Annotated in this window: 17 protein-coding genes; 9 read left to right on the forward strand and 8 right to left on the reverse strand. The window is 70.0% G+C overall.

From position 1 onward, the window contains the following. Nucleotides 1-17 precede the first annotated feature (17 nt). Nucleotides 18-917, reverse strand: a complete 900-nt coding sequence (locus tag HNP48_RS03025; protein ID WP_184855354.1) for a transporter substrate-binding domain-containing protein — start codon at nucleotides 915-917, stop codon at nucleotides 18-20. A 43-nt stretch (nucleotides 918-960) separates the two neighbouring features. Further along, entirely contained in the window at nucleotides 961-2,316 is a 1,356-nt protein-coding gene (locus HNP48_RS03030; protein WP_184855355.1) for an aspartate aminotransferase family protein, read from the reverse strand. A gap of 165 nt (nucleotides 2,317-2,481) precedes the next feature. Between HNP48_RS03030 and HNP48_RS03035 the strand changes: the two genes are divergently transcribed. The 4 genes from HNP48_RS03035 to HNP48_RS03050 all read left to right on the forward strand — a co-directional run bounded on the left by HNP48_RS03035 (nucleotide 2,482) and on the right by HNP48_RS03050 (nucleotide 6,101). Then, the gene (locus HNP48_RS03035) at nucleotides 2,482-3,342 is read left to right on the forward strand and encodes a MurR/RpiR family transcriptional regulator (RefSeq protein ID WP_184855356.1); all 861 of its coding nucleotides are present in this window, start codon (nucleotides 2,482-2,484) and stop codon (nucleotides 3,340-3,342) included. Further along, a complete protein-coding gene (locus HNP48_RS03040) occupies nucleotides 3,339-3,839 on the forward strand; it encodes a L,D-transpeptidase (RefSeq protein WP_184855357.1) in 501 nt (166 codons plus the stop codon). The genes HNP48_RS03035 and HNP48_RS03040 overlap by 4 nt, the downstream gene beginning before the upstream one ends. 77 nt (nucleotides 3,840-3,916) lie before the next feature. After that, entirely contained in the window at nucleotides 3,917-5,281 is a 1,365-nt protein-coding gene (locus tag HNP48_RS03045; RefSeq protein ID WP_184855358.1) for an esterase-like activity of phytase family protein, read from the forward strand. 115 nt (nucleotides 5,282-5,396) lie between these two features. Continuing rightward, nucleotides 5,397-6,101 carry a riboflavin synthase subunit alpha gene (locus tag HNP48_RS03050; RefSeq protein ID WP_184855359.1) on the forward strand — a complete coding sequence of 235 codons (705 nt, stop codon included), beginning with the start codon at nucleotides 5,397-5,399 and terminating at the stop codon, nucleotides 6,099-6,101. A 3-nt stretch (nucleotides 6,102-6,104) separates the two neighbouring features. On the opposite strand, the gene HNP48_RS03055 is transcribed toward HNP48_RS03050, so the two are convergent. Further along, entirely contained in the window at nucleotides 6,105-6,500 is a 396-nt protein-coding gene (locus HNP48_RS03055; RefSeq protein WP_184855360.1) for a nuclear transport factor 2 family protein, read from the reverse strand. Nucleotides 6,501-6,648: 148 nt separating this feature from the next. Here HNP48_RS03055 and HNP48_RS03060 point away from each other — a divergent pair, with 148 nt between their 5' ends. Next, nucleotides 6,649-7,185 (forward strand): GNAT family N-acetyltransferase, encoded by a 537-nt coding sequence (locus HNP48_RS03060; protein WP_184855361.1) that lies wholly within the window; start codon nucleotides 6,649-6,651, stop codon nucleotides 7,183-7,185. Here the strand turns inward: HNP48_RS03060 and gcvA are convergent. Then, a complete protein-coding gene (gene gcvA / locus HNP48_RS03065; RefSeq protein ID WP_184855362.1) occupies nucleotides 7,164-8,060 on the reverse strand; it encodes a transcriptional regulator GcvA in 897 nt (298 codons plus the stop codon). The two genes, HNP48_RS03060 and gcvA, sit on opposite strands and share 22 nt — an antisense overlap. A gap of 81 nt (nucleotides 8,061-8,141) precedes the next feature. Between gcvA and HNP48_RS03070 the strand changes: the two genes are divergently transcribed. The 4 genes from HNP48_RS03070 to HNP48_RS35640 all read left to right on the forward strand — a co-directional run bounded on the left by HNP48_RS03070 (nucleotide 8,142) and on the right by HNP48_RS35640 (nucleotide 11,791). Next, nucleotides 8,142-9,068: a DMT family transporter gene (locus HNP48_RS03070; RefSeq protein ID WP_184855363.1), complete on the forward strand. Its 927-nt coding sequence runs from the start codon at nucleotides 8,142-8,144 to the stop codon at nucleotides 9,066-9,068. A gap of 76 nt (nucleotides 9,069-9,144) precedes the next feature. After that, the gene (locus tag HNP48_RS03075) at nucleotides 9,145-9,630 is read left to right on the forward strand and encodes an NUDIX hydrolase (RefSeq protein WP_184855364.1); all 486 of its coding nucleotides are present in this window, start codon (nucleotides 9,145-9,147) and stop codon (nucleotides 9,628-9,630) included. A gap of 154 nt (nucleotides 9,631-9,784) precedes the next feature. Then, nucleotides 9,785-10,081, forward strand: a complete 297-nt coding sequence (locus HNP48_RS03080; RefSeq protein WP_184855365.1) for a hypothetical protein — start codon at nucleotides 9,785-9,787, stop codon at nucleotides 10,079-10,081. A gap of 42 nt (nucleotides 10,082-10,123) precedes the next feature. Further along, nucleotides 10,124-11,791: a DUF692 family multinuclear iron-containing protein gene (locus HNP48_RS35640; protein WP_184855366.1), complete on the forward strand. Its 1,668-nt coding sequence runs from the start codon at nucleotides 10,124-10,126 to the stop codon at nucleotides 11,789-11,791. On the opposite strand, the gene HNP48_RS03090 is transcribed toward HNP48_RS35640, so the two are convergent. The 4 genes from HNP48_RS03090 to HNP48_RS03105 all read right to left on the reverse strand — a co-directional run bounded on the left by HNP48_RS03090 (nucleotide 11,763) and on the right by HNP48_RS03105 (nucleotide 16,511). Further along, entirely contained in the window at nucleotides 11,763-12,740 is a 978-nt protein-coding gene (locus HNP48_RS03090; RefSeq protein ID WP_184855367.1) for a tripartite tricarboxylate transporter substrate binding protein, read from the reverse strand. The genes HNP48_RS35640 and HNP48_RS03090 overlap by 29 nt on opposite strands. Before the next feature lie 33 nt (nucleotides 12,741-12,773). Then, entirely contained in the window at nucleotides 12,774-13,964 is a 1,191-nt protein-coding gene (gene tcuB, locus HNP48_RS03095) for a tricarballylate utilization 4Fe-4S protein TcuB (RefSeq protein ID WP_184855368.1), read from the reverse strand. Continuing rightward, nucleotides 13,951-15,375 carry an FAD-dependent tricarballylate dehydrogenase TcuA gene (tcuA, locus tag HNP48_RS03100; protein ID WP_184855369.1) on the reverse strand — a complete coding sequence of 475 codons (1,425 nt, stop codon included), beginning with the start codon at nucleotides 15,373-15,375 and terminating at the stop codon, nucleotides 13,951-13,953. Before tcuA ends, tcuB begins: the two co-directional genes overlap by 14 nt. A 152-nt stretch (nucleotides 15,376-15,527) precedes the next feature. Then, entirely contained in the window at nucleotides 15,528-16,511 is a 984-nt protein-coding gene (locus HNP48_RS03105; protein ID WP_184855370.1) for a LysR substrate-binding domain-containing protein, read from the reverse strand. Between the last annotated feature and the right edge of the window lie 33 nt (nucleotides 16,512-16,544).

Below are 16,544 nucleotides of genomic sequence, written 5' to 3' on the forward strand. Positions count from 1 at the left end.
GGCGGGGCGCGCGGGGCTCAGATGCCCTTGGAGCTGGGGTTGGCGAAGGCGTCGCGCGTCTCGGCGTTCAGCGGGTAGTTGATGCTCACGTTCTTGGGCGGAATGGGCTGCATGAACCAGCGGTTGTACAGCTTTTCCATCTCGCCTGACTTCATCATGCCCGTGACCACGCGGTCCACGATCGTCTTGAACTCGGGGTCGTCCTTGCGGAACATCAGCGACTGGTTCTCGGTGCGCAGGCCCTCGCCCACGATGGCGAAGTCCTTGGGGCTGCGGTGGTTGGCGATCAGGCCGGCCAGCAGGATGTCGTCGAGCACGAAGGCTGCGGCGCGGCCCGTCTCGACCATGAGGAAGGAGTCGGTGTGGTCCTTGCCCGCCAGCTGCGTGATCTCCAGGTTCTTGCCCTTGTCGGCTTCGCGCAGCAGGCGCAGCGAGGTCGTCCCGCTGGTGGCCACCACCGACTTGCCCTGCAGATCGGCCACGCCCTTGATGCCCGAGTCGGCGCGCACGGCCATGCGCACGTTGTAGCGGAAGATGTCGGGCGAGAAGGCCACCATCTGCTGGCGCTCGACCAGGTTGGTGGTGGAGCCGCATTCGATGTCCACCGTGCCGTTGGCCACCAGCGGAATGCGGTTCTGCGAGGTCACGTTCTGGTACTTCACCTCGATCTGCGGCATCTTGAGCTCGGCCTTGATGGCCTCCAGGATGCGGTTGCAGATGTCGATGCTGTAGCCCACGGGCTTGCCGCCGCCGTCCAGGTACGAAAAGCCGAACGAGGCCTCGCGGTGCCCGTAGGTGATGGAACCGCTGTCGCGGATCTTCTTGAGCGTTGCGCCCACGGGGCCCTGGGCCTGGGCAATGCCGCAGGCCAGCAGGGAAGCCAGCATCAGGGTGGTGGTCAGTGTCTTCATCGGCATGGGAGCACCTTTCAGGTTGGGAGTGGAAGTGGTGGGAAACGGCTCAGCAGGGGCTGGGCTGGCGGGGCAGCGTGGCGGTCGAGGTCACGGCGTCGACGGCCTGGGCCAGCAGGGCGGCGATGGACACGAGCTGCTCGCGCGAGGCGATGTAGGGCGGGGCCAGCAGCACGTGGTCGCCCTGGTTGCCGTCCACCGTGCCGCCGAAGGGGTAGCACAGCAGGCCCAGGTCCATGGCCTTCTTCTTGAGGCGCGCATGCACCTTCTGCGCGGGGTCGAACGGCGCCTTGCTCGCGCGGTCGGCCACCAGCTCCACGCCCCAGAAGAAGCCGCGCCCGCGGATGTCGCCCACGTGCGGGTGCGCACCCAGTGCATCGCGCAGCGCCTGGCCCAGGAAGTCGCCATCCGTGCGCACCTTGGCCAGCAGGCCGTCGCGCTCGATCACCTGCTGCACGGCCAGCGCGGCCGCGCAGGCCACCGGGTGGCCCAGGTAGGTGTGGCCATGCTGGAAGAAGCCGCTGCCTTGCGACATGGCGTCCACGATGTGCCGCTGCGCCAGCACCGCGCCGATGGGCTGGTAGCCCCCGCCCAGGCCCTTGGCCACGGTGATCAGGTCGGGCACCACGCCCTCCTGCTCGCAGGCGTGCAGGGTGCCGGTGCGGCCCATGCCGCACATCACCTCGTCCAGGATCAGCAGCACGCCGTGGCGGTCGCAGACCTCGCGCACGGCCTTGAAGTAGCCGGGCACGGGCGTGAGCACGCCGGCCGTGGCGCCGCCGATGGTCTCGGCGACAAAGGCCAGCACCGTGCGCGGGTCGAGGGCGACGATGGCTTCCTCCAGTTCGCGTGCCAGGCGCAGGCCATAGGCCTCGGGCGTCTCGCCGGCCTGCTGCTCGCGGTAGGGGTAGCAGGGCGCGACATGCGTGGCCTCCACCAGGATGGGCGCGAACGGCGCACGCCGCCAGGCATTGCCGCCCACGGCCAGCGCACCCAGGGTGTTGCCGTGGTAGCTCTGGCGCCGCGCGATGAAGTGGGTGCGCTCGGGCTGGCCGATCTCCACGAAGTACTGGCGGGCCATCTTGAGCGCGGCCTCCACGGCCTCGGAGCCGCCGCTCACGAAGTAGGCGTGGCTGGTGCCCGCCGGTGCCGTGCGCACCAGCTGCTCCGCCAACTGCTCGGCCACTTCGGTGGTGAAGAAGCTGGTGTGGGCATAGGCCAGGCGGTCGATCTGCGCGTGCATGGCGGTCAGCACGTCGGGGTGGCCATGGCCCAGCGACGACACGGCGGCACCGCCCGAGGCGTCGAGGTATTCGCGCCCTGCGGCATCGCGCAGGAACAGGCCTTGCCCGCCCACCGCCACGGGCGGGGTGTGCTGCAGATGGCGGTGAAAAACGTGGGTCATGCCAGGGTCTCCGGAACAGGTGCAAACGTCGATGGAACGAATGTACCGTAAAAACAAAATAAATGGAACATATGTTTTGATGCGAGTGAGCGGTGAAACAGCTGCACCGCGGGGTGATCCGCTACAGTGCTGCGACCCCCCACTCCCGCGCACGCACCGCACCCCATGGGCTTGAAAGACACCCTCCGCGCCCGTTTCGACGGCATGACCGCCATGCAGCAAAAGGCCGCGCGCTTCGTGCTGGAACACCCGAACGACGTGGTGACCGCCTCCATGCGCACCGTGAGCGCGCGCGTGGAGATCCCGCCCGCCACGCTGGTGCGCTTTGCCCAGCTGCTGGGCTTCGATGGCTGGCCCGAGCTCAAGGCCGCGCTGGTGCAGGACATGGGCCTGGGTTCCGAGCCCTACGCGCACAAGGCGCGCACGCTGGCCGACCGCGCGCGCGATGGCGGTGCGGGCCTGGCGGGCGAGATCTTCACCACGCACCGTGACAACCTCGATGCCACCGAACGCGCCAGCGGCGACGCCCTGCCGCGCGCCGCCGCGCTGCTGGAGAAGGCGCGCGCCGTGCACGTGGCGGGCTTTCGCGCCTGCCACCCGGTGGCCTATTCGCTGATGTACGTGTACCGCCTGTTCCGCGACAGCGTGCACCTGCTCGACGGCCTGGGCGGCTCGCTGGAGATGCAGCTGCGCGCCATGCACAAGGGCGATGCGGTGGTGGTCATCAGCTTCAGCCCGTATTCGCGCGAGGCCATCGCCGTGGCGCGCCAGGCGCGTGGTGCCGGCTGCCAGGTGCTGGCGCTGACCGACACGCCCTCCTCCCCACTGGCCCTGCTGGCGCACGAGGTGCTGCTGTTCTCCACGCAAAGCCCCTCGTTCTTTCCCTCCATCGCAGGCGCGCAGGCCCTGTCGGAGGCGCTGCTCGGCCTCTTGGTCAGCCGCGCCGGCAAGGCCGGCATCGCCCGCATCGAAGGCGCCGAGGCCCAGCTCTTCGAGACAGGCGCCTACTTGCCGCCGGCACCATGAATGCGCCGCAGGCGGCTGGGGTGCGGGTGCATGTCAGCGTTGCGCAGCAGCAGCTCGGCCTGTGGGACGGCAGCACGCTGCTGCGCAGCTACCCGGTCTCCACTGCGCTCAACGGGGTGGGAGAACTGAACGGCAGTGGCTGCACACCGCGCGGCCTGCACCGCGTGCGCGCCAAGGTGGGCGCGGGCTGCGATGCGGGCACCGTCTTCGTGGGGCGCCGGCCCACGGGCGAGCGGTATACGCCCGAACTCGCGGCGCGGCACCCGGGGCGCGACTGGATTCTGTGCCGCATCCTCTGGCTCACGGGCTGCGAGCCGGGTATCAACCGCGGCGGTGCGGTGGACACGCTGCGCCGCTACATCTACCTGCATGGCTGCCCCGATGGCACGCCGCTGGGTGCGCCTGCCTCGCACGGCTGTGTGCGCATGGCCAATGCCGATGTGATGGACCTGTTCGAGCGCGTGGCGGTGGGCACGCCGGTGCACATCGTGCCTTGAGGCGATCCATTTCTGTCACGCGCCCGTCACGCACACCGGGCATCGTCGCGGGTTTCCATTTTCTGCCGTCCGTGACCATGTTCCGACCTTCCTCCCTCGCCGCGTGCGCGCTGTTTGCGTGCGCAGCCGCCGCTTCCCTCACCGCCCAGGCCCAGCAGGCCTACCCCGCCACGCTGGCCGGCCACGCGGTGATGCCTGCCATGAGTCTGGTGCCCGCCCCCAAGGATGCGCCCCAGGACCTGCAGGTCAGCGGCAAGTTCACCACGGGCAAGCGCGTGGAGGCACTGGGCTCGGTCGAGGGCCTGTCGGGCGGCCGCCCCACGGGCATCTCACTGCCTTTTGCGGGCCAGCCGCTGCAGGGCCACTCGGGCATCAAGCGCATGGCCGATGGCACGTTCTGGATCCTCACCGACAACGGTGCCGGCGCCAAGGCCAATTCGCCCGATTTCATGCTGCACCTGAGCCACTACAACGTGGACTTCAAGAGCGGCCAGTTCAACCGCCTGGCCACCGTGTTCCTGCACGACCCGGACAAGAAGGTGCCGTTCCGCATCGTCCACGAGGGCACGGACAAGCGCTACCTCACGGGCTCGGATTTCGACCCCGAGAGCTTCCAGTTCGCCGGTGGCGCGCTGTGGATCGGCGAGGAGTTCGGCCCCTACCTGATCAAGGCCGACCTCACGGGCCGCGTGCTCGCCGTGTTCGAGACCCAGGTGGACGGCAAGGTCGTGCGCTCGCCCGACCACCCCGCCATCACCACGGCCGGCGCGCCCGACGCCAAGGCCCCGGCCTTCGAGGTCAAGCGCTCCAAGGGCTACGAAGGCATGGCCTCGTCCAAGGACGGCAGCAAGCTCTACGCCCTGCTCGAAGGCCCGCTGTGGAACGAAGCCGCCAAGGCCTACGAGGCCGTGGACGGCAACAAGCAGTACCTGCGCGTGCTGGAGTTCGACGTGAAGTCCGAGCAATGGACCGGCCGCCACTGGAAGTACGTGCTGGAGGCCAACCACCACGCCATCGGCGACTTCAACATGATCGACGGCAGCACCGGCCTGATCATCGAGCGCGACAACGGCGAAGGCACGGCCGACAAGGCCTGCCCCGAAGGCGCCAAGCGCACCGATTGCTTCCACGATCTGGCCAAGTTCAAGCGCGTCTACAAGATCGAGCTGAGCGATGCCAACGTGGGCGGCCCGCTGCGCAAGATCGGCTACATCGACCTGCTGTCCATCCAGGACCCCAAGCGCCTGGCGAAGAAGCCGCTGAACAACGGCGTGCTGACCTTCCCCTTCTTCACCATCGAGAACGTGGACGTGGTGGACGGCACGCACATCGTGGTGGGCAACGACAACAACCTGCCCTTCAGCTCCAGTCGCGAGCCGAACAAGGCCGACGACAACGAGCTGGTGCTGCTCGAAGTGGGTGAGCTGCTGCGCGCGAAGTAAGCGCCGCACCCCCTGCGCAAAGGGCTGCCTCCGGGGCAGCCCTTTTGCATGGCGGGCAGCGCGCTGCGGGGCCGGGTGGCAAAATCGCAGGCCACACCCTGAAAGCCGCGCCACCATGTTCACAGGCATCGTTCAAGCCACGGCAGGCATTGCCGCCATCCACGACCGCGCAGGCCTGCGCACCTTCACGCTCGATTTCCCCGCAGGCTTCTGCCAGGATCTGGCCATTGGTGCCAGTGTCTCCACCGATGGCGTGTGCCTCACGGTGACCGAGATTCTCTCGCCCACCCAGGCCAATTTCGACGTGATGCAGCAGAGCCTGAACATCACCACCTTGGGCAGCTATGCCCAGGGCGACCGCGTGAACGTGGAGCGCGCGGCCAAGGACGGCGCCGAGATCGGGGGCCACCCGCTGTCGGGCCATATCGACTTCTCGGGCACGCTGGCCAGCGTGCGCGAGTTCGACAACAACTTGGTGTGGCGCGTGGCCGTGCCACCCGAGTTCCGCCGCTACGTGTTCGCCAAGGGCTATATCGCCATCCACGGCGCCAGCCTCACGGTGGCCGAAGTCAACCGCGCCGAGGGCTGGTTCGAGGTCTGGCTGATCCCCGAGACACGCCGCGCCACGGTGTTCGAGGGCAAGAAGGCCGGTGACCGCCTCAACATCGAGATCGAGCGCAGCACCCAGGTGGTGGTCGACACGGTGCGCGAGGCCGTGCAGGAAAGCCTGGGCCGGCTGCAGCCCGTGCTCGAAGCCCTGCTCAAGGAGAAAGGCCTCTCGCTGGAAGACTTCGTGCAGCCGCCGGTGCTTCCCCACTGAGGCTCATTCGGCGACGTAGTCGAGGAAGCCGATGACCCGGCGCAGGCGCCCCTCGGCGTCGAGTTCGGCCACGTCGGTGCCGCGCGCCACGGGCTCGGCGCCCGCGGCTGCCAGCGCCCAGGAGAAGCGCACCACGCCGTGGTGGCCCTCGGGCGTGCCCAGCGGCAGGAAGCGGTAGCCCGCAAAGCGCTGCTGCGCGCCCGCGATCAGCGCGGCCAGGCCCTCGTGGCCGCGGCCTTCCATCATCGGGTCGAGGTAGTGCACGTCGGCACTGAAGGTGCCACGCACCAGGCGCTCGCGCTCGCTCGCGTCGGTGGCGTTCCACGCGGCGAGGTAGCGCGCGGCGATCTCGGGGGCCGCACTGGCGGCATTCTGGGCAGAGGATTCAACGGTGTTCATGGCAACTCCTGAGGGCAAGGGGTGGAGGAAGAAGGGGCGTTGGATGCGCGGGCATCCCACGCAGGCCATTCTTCGTGCCGGGCCCACGGGCGTCGATGACCTCCCGGGTCATGCGGCAGGCGCTGGACCGGGATAATCCGGGCCCTGCATGCCGAATTCCTTGCCTTCCCCTTCTTCCTCCGTACCCGGCGCGCCGCGCGCGCTGCAGCCGCACGACCTGCCGGGCCTGCTGCAGGTGCAGCTGGCCTGCTATGGCGAAGGCTTTGTCGAAAGCGGCGAGGTCTTCGCGCGCCGCCTCGCGAGCCCGGTGAACTGCTCGCTGGTGCTGGAACGCGCGGGGCAGGTCTGCGCCTACCTGGCAGCCTACCGCTCGGCGCGGGGCAAGGTCACACCGCTGCATGGCGATTTCGACAGTCCGGCGGGCGATCCCGACACGCTGTACTTGCACGACATGGCCGTGCTGCCCGCCTGCGCGGGCCAGGGCCTGGCGCAGGCGCTGCTGGCGCCCCTGTGGGCCCAGGGTGCGGCCTGGGGCCTGCGCCACACGGCCCTGGTCTCGGTGCAGGGCTCGCAGGGCTACTGGGAGCGCCATGGCTATGCCGTGCAGCCGCTCGCCGATGCGCTGCAGCGCGAGCGGCTGGCCAGCTACGGCGAAGGCGCCGTCTATATGCTGAGAGAACTCTGACCGGCGCTGCCCTGCGCCACGATCCATGCGTGAAAGCGCCGCAACGCGGGGTCGATCAGGGCTTCGGGCCGGTAGACCAAGTGGTAGGCCAGTGGCGTGGCCAGGGGCTTGCAGTGCACGCTGACCAGTTCGCGCGCCTCCAGCTCCTGCTGCACCAGGGCGCGGCGCACCAGGGCAAAGCCCCGGCCGGCCACGGCCGCCTCGATGGCCGCGTTGGAATGCGCAAAGACCACACCGCCCTCGCAGTCCACACCGGCCACGCCATGGGCCTCGCACCACAGGCGCCAGTCGCCGCGGTGCTCGTCGTGCAGCAGCCGGGCGCTGGTGATGTCGGCCACGCGCGCGGTGCGGCGCGGGGCCAGCAGGCGCGGGCTGCACACGGGCACCAGGTCGTCGGCCACCAGCACCTCAGACTGCAGGCCTGCATAGCGGCCCTGGCCGTGGCGCACCGCGAAGTGCACGCCCTCGGCCGCCAGGTCCACCGCGCGGTTGGTGCTGCCCACATGCACGTCCATGTCCGGGTGCTGCTGCAGAAAGCCGTGCAGGCGCGGCACCAGCCACTGCACGGCAAAGCCGGGCGTGCAGCTCACCACCACCACCTGGCGGCGGCGTGTCGATACCAGGCGCGTGGTCGCGTGGCCGATCACGGCCAGCCCCTCGGCGCAGGCGGTCTGGTACTCGCGCCCGGCGGCCGTGAGCGCCAGGCCGCGCGGCTGGCGTTCGAACAGCGCGCAGCCCAGGAAGTCTTCGAGCTTGCGCACCTGCTGCGATACGGCCCCAGGCGTGACATGCAGCTCCTCGGCCGCGCGCCGCACGCTGGCGTGGCGGGCCGTGGCCTCGAAGAAGCGGACGGCGATCAGGGGTGGCAGGCGCATGGTGGTATGTATAGCGTGGCTAAACAGCTGTAGAGGATAAATGGTTTGCCCGGGCTGCGCGGGGCCGCGAAGATGCCTGCCATGAACCTCGCCAGCCTGTGCCGCCTTCTTGCCCTCGCCGCCCTGTGGGGTGGCAGCTTTCTCTTCATGCGCATTGCCGCCCCGGCCTGGGGCGCTGTGCCCACGGCCTTTGTGCGCGTGGTGCTCGGGGCGGCGGGGCTGCTGGCCCTGCTCGCGCTGGTGCGGCTGCGGCCGGCCTTTGGCGGCAAGCTGGGGGCCGCGCTGGTGCTGGGGGCCATCAACTCCGGCGTGCCCTTCCTGATGTTCGCGCTGGCTGCGCAGGTGCTGCCCGCAGGCTACAGCGCCATCCTCAATGCCACCACGCCGCTGATGGGCGTGGTGATCGGGGCCCTGGCGTTTGGTGAGCGCATCACGCCGGCGCGTGTGGGCGGCGTGCTGCTGGGCATGGCCGGGGTGGCGGTGCTGGCACAGGCCGGGCCGGTGGCACTCACCGCGCCGGTCGTGGGCGGTATTGCGGCCTGCCTGTTGGCCACGGCCTGCTACGGGTTGGCGGGCTTTCTCACGCGCCGCTGGATCACGCAGCGCGGCGGGTTGGACAGCCGCCTGGTGGCGCTGGGCAGCCAGTGGGGGGCCGTGCTGGCCCTCGCGCCCTTTGCCCTGTGGGAGGCGGCGCGCCAGCCCGTGGCCACCTGGCTCCAGGCCGGCCCCACGGTCTGGGGCGCCATGCTGGCGCTGGGCCTGCTGTGCACCTCGTTCGCCTATGTGCTGTACTTTCGCCTGATCGCCGATGTGGGGCCGGTCAAGGCGCTCACCGTGACCTTCCTGATCCCGCTGTTCGGCGTGGCCTGGGGCTGGCTGGTGCTGGGCGAGGTGGCCACGCTGGCCCATGCGGCGGGCGGGGTGCTGATTGCGCTGGCGCTGTGGCTGGTGCTGTGGCCCGCAGCCTCCCCCGCACCGGCGCCTACCCCATCTGCCGCCGGGCGCTGAAGCCTTTTGCACCGAGCGTCTGTACGGCGCCACGCCAGGGCCATCTGTCGCAGGCCCTGGTCATAATGGCCGCATCATGCCCAACCGCTGGAAACCCAATGTCACCGTGGCCGCTGTCGTCGAACGCGATGGCCGCTTCCTGCTGGTGGAGGAAGAGACCACCGATGGCCTCAAGCTCAACAACCCCGCTGGCCACCTGGACCCGGGCGAATCGCCCACCACGGCCTGCGCGCGCGAGGTGCTCGAAGAGACGGCATTCGACTTCGAGCCCACCCACCTGATCGGCGTGTACCTCAACCGCTTCACCAAGACGCGCACGGGCGACGACATCACCTACCTGCGCTTTGCCTTTGCTGGCAGCCTGGGCACGCACCATGCCTGGCGCACGCTCGACGAAGGCATCGTGCGCACCGTGTGGATGACGGCCGAGGAGATCCGCGCCTGCCCCGAGCGCCACCGCAGCCCCCTGCTGCTGCAGTGCCTGGCCGACTACCTGGCCGGCCAGCGCTACCCGGTGTCGCTGGTGCACACCGACATCTCGGTCACGCAGACCTCGGGCTGAGTCGGCGCAGGATGCGCCGGCAGAAATATTTCTGCGCGGGCATGTAACCCGCAGCGTGGGCGGGGCGAACTAACAGGCAGAGAGCGTGGCGCCGCGCGATCTGAACCACCCCCTGTTTCGACCCCTTTCTTCCTTCCTTATGGAGCGACCCACCATGCTGCACACCACCCAACCCGCCACGTCCGCATCCTTCGCCCTGGCCGCCGCCTTGCTGGCCTTGTCGTCGGGCGCCTTTGCCGCCGATGCCCCCAAGGGCTCCAAGGGCGCGGCCATTGCCGCCAACGACAAGGTGCACTGCTACAACGTGCACGAGTGCAAGGGCAACAGCGACTGCTCCACCGCCGAGCACAGCTGCAAGGGCCAGAACGCCTGCAAGGGCCATGGCTTCAAGGCCAAGACCGCGGCCCAGTGCCTGAGCGAAAAAGGCACCATCGGCGACATCAAGGGGTGATGGCCCCTGGCGGGTGCGCCATGGCGCACCCGCCTGCTCACCATGGCACACGACCCCATCGCCGTGCGCGGTACCGGCTTCGGCCTGGGCCTGCGCACCCCGCACTACGCGGATTTTCTCGCCGGCCCCCAGCCGCTCGACTGGCTGGAGGTCATCACCGACAACTACCTCGTCGAGGGCGGCAAGCCGCTGGCGGTGCTCGACACGCTGCGGCGCGATTACCCCATGGCGATGCATGGCGTGGCCATGTCCATCGGCTCGGCGCAGGGCGTGGACCTCGCCTACCTGCGCCAGGTCAAGGCCCTGGCTGACCGCATCGAGCCGCTGTGGGTGTCGGACCACCTGTGCTGGGTGGGCCCGGGCTCCGGGCCCTGGCTGCACGACCTGTACCCGCTGCCCTACACCGATGCCTCGGCACGCCATGTGGTCGCGCAGATCCGCCGCGCACAGGATGTGCTGGGCCGTCGGCTGGTGCTGGAGAACGTGTCCAGCTACATCCGCTACTGGGACGACAGCGCCAGTGAATGGCAGTTCCTGGCCCACATCGCGCAGGAGGCCGACTGCCTGCTGCTGGTCGACGTGAACAACATCCACGTGAGCAGCGTGAACCATGGCTTCGATCCGCTGGCCTACCTCGACGCCCTGCCCGCGCACCGCGTGCAGCAGATCCACCTGGCCGGGCATTCGGACCTGGGCGACCACATCATCGACACGCACGACCACCCGGTGGCCCCGGCCGTGTGGGACCTGTATGCCCAGGCCTGCGCGCGCTTTGGCGCGGTGGCCACCATGGTCGAGCGCGACGACCGCATTCCCCCGCTGGCCGAACTGCTGGACGAGATGGCCGTGGCGCGGCGCATTGCCGCCGAACAGCTGCCGCGGGCCGGCACGGCAGGCCCTGCCCCCTGGTCCTGGGGCACCACGCCAGCGCCCGCGCGGCCGCTGCAGGTACAGCAACAGGACCTGGCGGACCGCATCCTGGCCGAGCCGTTGCAGGCCCTGGGCGACGATGCCCCGGTCACGGGCCGCCTGGGCATCTACCACCATGCCTACCGCGCGCGCCTGGCCGAAGTGCTGGCCGATACGCATGCCAAGACCTGGCTGTACATGGGCTCGGACAGTTTCGAGGCCCATGCCAGGGACCATGCCGTGGCGCACCCGCCCACGGTGCGCAGCCTCAACCGCTATGGCGAAGGTTTTGCCGAGGCGCTGCGCGGCCTCTACCCCGACAACCCGGAGCTGTTTGAACTGGCCCGGCTCGACTGGGACCTGCGCACGCGCTTCGATGGCCCCGACGTTCCGGCGCTGGGGGGCGATGCGGCATCCGCCCTGGACTGGATCCATCGCAGCGCCGTGCTGCACCCGAGCGCGCTGCTGCGCCCGCTGACCACCAATGCCGTGGCCCTGTGGAACGCCATCCATGCCGACGACGCGGTGCCCGAGGCAGCGGCACTTTCGGAACCGGCCACCCTGCTGGTCTGGCGCAAGGGCCACCAGCCGCACTTCCGCACGCTGGACCGGCACGAAGCCGCATGGCTTGCCCATCTGCAGGCCGGTGCCTCGGTGGAGCAGGCCTGTGCGCTGCTGCAGGCCGAGGGGCTGCTGCCGGCACCGCAGGAACTGGCGCAGTGGCTGGCAGCGCTGCTGCGCGATGGCCTGGTGCGTGCGGATGCGCCGGCCGCTACTCCGCCATCAGCTTGCGCTCCTTGATGATGGCGGCCCATTGCGCCGACTCCTTCTTCATGAAGGCGGTGAGCTCCGCGCGGGTGGTGGGCTGCGGCGTGAGGCCATGCTTGTCCAGCGCCTCCTTCACCGCCGGGTCGCCCAGCACGGCCACGATCTCCTTGTTCCAGCGGTCCAGGATCGCGGCGGGCGTCTTGCCCGGCGCCACGAAGGCGTACCAGTTGAGCGCCTCGAAGCCCGGGAATCCCGACTCGGCCACCGTGGGGATGCCCGGCAGATAGGCCGGCCGCGTGAGCCCCGTGGTCGCCAGCGGAACCAGCCGGCCCGCCTCCACATGGGGCATGGCCGTGGGCGGGGCCGAGAAGTACGAGGCCACGCGCTCGCCCAGCAGGTCCTGCAGGGCCGGCGCCCCGCCCTTGTAGGGCACGTGCACCATGTCAATGCCCGCGCGCTGGTTGAACAGCTCGCCCGCCAGGTGCGAGGCCGAGCCCGCGCCGGTGGAGGCGAAGTCCACGCTGCCGGGCTTCTTCTTCGACAGCTGCACGAACTCGGCCAGCGTCTTCACGCCCGTGGCCTTGTGCACCACCAGCACGTTGGGGAAGTTCACGCCGCCCGAGACGGGGGCCAGGTCCTTGAACGGGTCGTAGGGCAGCTTCATGAGGTGCGGGGCGATGGTCAGCGGGCCGATGGAGCCCAGCAGCAGCACCGAGCCATCGGGCACGGCGTTGGCGACGAACTGGTGCGCGATGTTGCCGCCCGCACCGCCCTTGTTGTCCACCACCACCTGCTGGCCGATGTTCTCGCCCAGCTTCTTGGCGATCAGCCGCGCTGCCGCGTCGGCGGCGCCGCCGGCGGCAAATCCCACGACCAGGGTGACGGGCTTCTTGGGCGGAAAGTCCTGGGCCTGTGCCGGCGCCGCCAGCGCCAGGGTGGATGCGGCCAGCGCCAGTGCGTGCAGCAGAGGGTTCATGTTCATCGGAGTCTCCTTGGTGGTCTTGTCGGGAACGGATCAGTCATCGCCCAGGCCGATGGGGCTGGGCTGGCGCTTTTCGACCGCATGGCGCAGCAGCGCCGCGGTGCGGAAGACGCCATGCGCGAACTTGCCGTAGGGCAAGGTGGCAAAGAGCGCCATCACTGCGCCCAGGTGCAGGCACAGCAGCAGCGCCAGGGCCGGGGTGCCGCGCGCCAGCCACAGCGCCAGGCCGCTGGTGCTGGTGAGGAACAGCAGGGCGATGAAGGCCCGGTCCATGGGCTTCTGCGCGGCATCGCCGTGCTGCGGGTGGCGCCGGTGGTTCAGGTGCCAGAGGCCGGCCGTGCCCAGCGCCAGGGCCGTGCCGCCCACGGCGCCCAGCAGCTTGGGCAGGCTGGGCAGGTCGTAGGGCGCGGCCCATCCGAAGGCATAGTGGTACAGCGTGGCCACGCTGGTGGCGGCAAAACACAGCGCAAAGCCGTAGAAGGTCAGGTGGTGAAAGCGCCTGCGCCACAGCGTGTAGGCATCGTCCGCGTCGTGGCAGCCTTCGCCATGGCCGCCATCGAGGTACTTGAGGCGCAGCACGGCATCGGTTGCCTCGGCCGCCGCCGGGCCGCTCAGGGGTGCCCCGCTGGTCGCGGGCGAGATGTCGCGCCAGAAGCGGCGCACGCCCAGGGCCAGGGCCAGCGTGGCGAACAGGAACACCGGCGCGAACAGGCCTACCAGCAGGTTGTGCGGGAACAGGCGGTAGAAATTGCCGCCCAGGTTCTGGCCCCACAGCGCTGCCAGGCCCTGGCCCTGCTGCACCACGGCCAGCAGCAAAAACAGCGTGAGCCCTGCCACCAGCGCCAGCGCCAAGGTGAGCCCGTTGCGCTGGTAGAGCGCGCCCAGCGCGGGTGGCCAGGCATAGTCGGCATAGGTCTGGCCGCGCACCTGGGCCATGGCCTGCGGCACGTTGACCGCGAATGCATGCGGCGGCGCGTACTGGCAGGCGTGCAGGCAGGCCCCGCAGTTGTGGCACAGGTTGGCCAGGAAATGGATGTCGGCCTTGCCGAATTCGAGGCGCCGCGTCATGGCCGGGAACACCGCGCAAAAGCCCTCGCAGTAGCGGCAGGCATTGCAGATCTGCATCTGGCGCGCGACCTCGGTCTCGGGCGCCGACAGGGGGATGGCGAGGGCGCCATCGGCCAGCGCCCGTGCATCCTGCACCAGGGCATCAAGCGACTGCATGGGCCACCTCCTGACCTTGCGCTGCGCGCGCGGCGTTCGTGCCGGCGATGCGCCCGAAGGCCGTGCCGATGGACATGCCCACCCCGGCCGTGTAGCCCTTGCCCAGCACGTTGCCGGCCATCATCTCGCCGGCCACGAAGAGGTTGGGGCTGGCCTGCCCATCGAAGTGCACGGCGGCACTCTCGTCGGTGCGCAGGCCCAGGTAGGTGAAGGTCACGCCAGGTCGCAGCGCGTAGCCGTAGAACGGCGGTGTGGCGATGGGGCGTGCCCAGTGCGTCTTGGAGGGTGCGATGCCCTCGGTGTGGCAGTCGTCCAGTGCGGTGTGGTCGAAGCGGCCGACGCGGCAGGCCGCGTTGTAGGCGTCGAGCGTGTGCATGAAGCGGGCCACGTCCAACCCCAGTTGCTGGGCCAGCCCGGGCAGGCTGTCCGCCTGCACGCCCGGAAACACCGGCGGCATGAAACGGCCCACGGCCTGGCTGTCGATGATGGAGTAGCCGATCTGCCCGGGCTGCTGGGCCACCAGGCGGCCCCAGATGGCATAGCGCTTGGGCCAGAAATCCTCGCCCTCGTCGTAGAAGCGCTCGGCCTGCTGGTTCACCACCACGCCGAGCGAGACGCAGTCGATGCGCGTGCAGATGCCGCCGTCGTACAGCGGCGCGCGCGCGTCGATGGCCACCATGTGGGCCTGCGTGGGGTCGCCGATGCGGTCGGCGCCGTGCCCATCGAGCAGGTGGCGCAGCAGCACGCCGCGGTTGTAGGCCGTACCGCGGATCAGGAAGTTGTCCGACGGCCATTCGCCGCGCGCGTTCTGGCCCCAGGCCTCGCGCAGCCATTCGCGGTTGGACTCGAAGCCGCCGGCGGCCAGCACGCAGGCACGCGCGCGGATGCGCTGGCCTTTGCAGTGCGCGGCGACAAAGCGCCCGCCCTCGGTCTCGATGCGGTCCACGGGCGCTTCGTAGCGCACCTGCACCCCCAGGCGCTCGGCGCTGCGGTAGTAGGCATTGACCAGGGCCTTGCCGCCGCCCATGAAGAAGGCATTCGTGCGCGCCGTGTGCAGCGCACCTGCCAGCGAGGGCTGGAAGTGCACGCCATGGCGGCGCATCCAGTCGCGGCAGGTACCCGAGGCGCGGATCACCAGGCGCGCCAGGGGCTCGTTGGTCTGGCCGCCGGTCACCTTGAGCAGGTCTTGCCAGAACTCTTCTTCGGGGTAGGCATCGACCAGCACGTCCTGCGGTGCGTCGTGCATGCAGCGCAGGTTGCGCGTGTGGGCCGAGTTGCCGCCGCGCCAGGCGCGTGGCGCGGCCTCCAGCAGCAGCACGCTGGCGCCGGCCTCGCGCGCCATGAGCGCGGCGCACAGGGCGGCATTGCCGCCGCCGATCACCAGCACGTCGGGGAGGGTGGAGGATTGCATGGCTCAGCGCTCCCGCAGGCGGGGAGCGCGGGCGGTAAGCGCGCGCGGCATCGTGGGGTCTCCTGGGCGGTGCGGCCGCCCTGTGGTTCGGGGTGACCGCCACTGTAGAAATCCCCGGGCCCGCCGTGCAGCGGGTGCCGGTCATGCAGGTATCACGAAACCAGATGGCTGGGTGTGCCTTTTTCGATCAACGTGGTGCCGAACCACTGGCCGGCCTCCACCAGGCCGCGCACGCAGTCGGCCACCACCACGCGCGCGGCCAGGGCGGCGGGCGAGAGTTCGTCCTCCGACAGGCTGCACAGCAGGTTCACGCGGCGCGCGGGTGCATCGGTCAGGCGCGCGCACTGGAAGCGCCGGGCGGCATCGGGGTAGCGGCCCATGGCCGCCCAGGGCTGCAGGGTGGAGCCCAGGCCGGCGTCCACCGCGGCCATGACCATGGCCAGGGAGTCGACCTCCAGCACGATGTGCGGGGCCACGCGGTCGCGCGCGAAGGCCGTGTCCAGCGTGCTGCGCAGGCCGTGCGGGCCGGTGGGCAGGATCAGCGGCTCGTCGCCGAGCTCGGCCACGGTGATGGTCTCGGGCAGGCGGCGTGCGCCCGGGCCGCCGCGCGCGCAGATCAGGAACAGGTCCTCCTCCAGCAGCGGCTGCACCTGCCAGCGCCGCCCGGTGCCCGCTGGCTGCGCCTGGTGCAGCCGGGTGTCGAACAGCACGGCCAGGTCGAGCTGGCGCGCATGCAGCATGTCCGTGAGGTGGCCCGACATGCCCTCGACCATGTGCAGCCGCACATCGGGGTAGCGGCTGCGCATGGCCTGCATCAGCGGCAGGCCGAGCACGCCCGATGTGGTGGGCGCCAGGCCCACGGTGACCGTGCCCGACAGCCGCGCCTGCTGCGCTGCGCGCACGGCCTGCTCGGCGTGGCGCAGGGTCAGCTGGGCCTCGCGGAAGAAGGCCAGCCCGGCCTCGGTGGGCGCCACGCCGCGCGGCGTGCGGTGCAGCAGCCGGGTCGCCAGCTCCCCTTCGAGCCGGGTGATCTGCTGGCTCAGCGCGGACTGCACCACGTCCAGGTCCAGCGCGGCGCGGCTCATGGAGCCGCGCTCCACCACGCGCACGAAATAGCGCAGTTGTCTCAGTTCCATCGGGGTTCTGCCTGGCGTGCAGCCATCATGGTG

Origin of the sequence: Acidovorax soli (assembly GCF_014207955.1) — a bacterium.
GTDB classification, from domain to species: Bacteria; Pseudomonadota; Gammaproteobacteria; order Burkholderiales; family Burkholderiaceae_C; genus Acidovorax; species Acidovorax soli_A.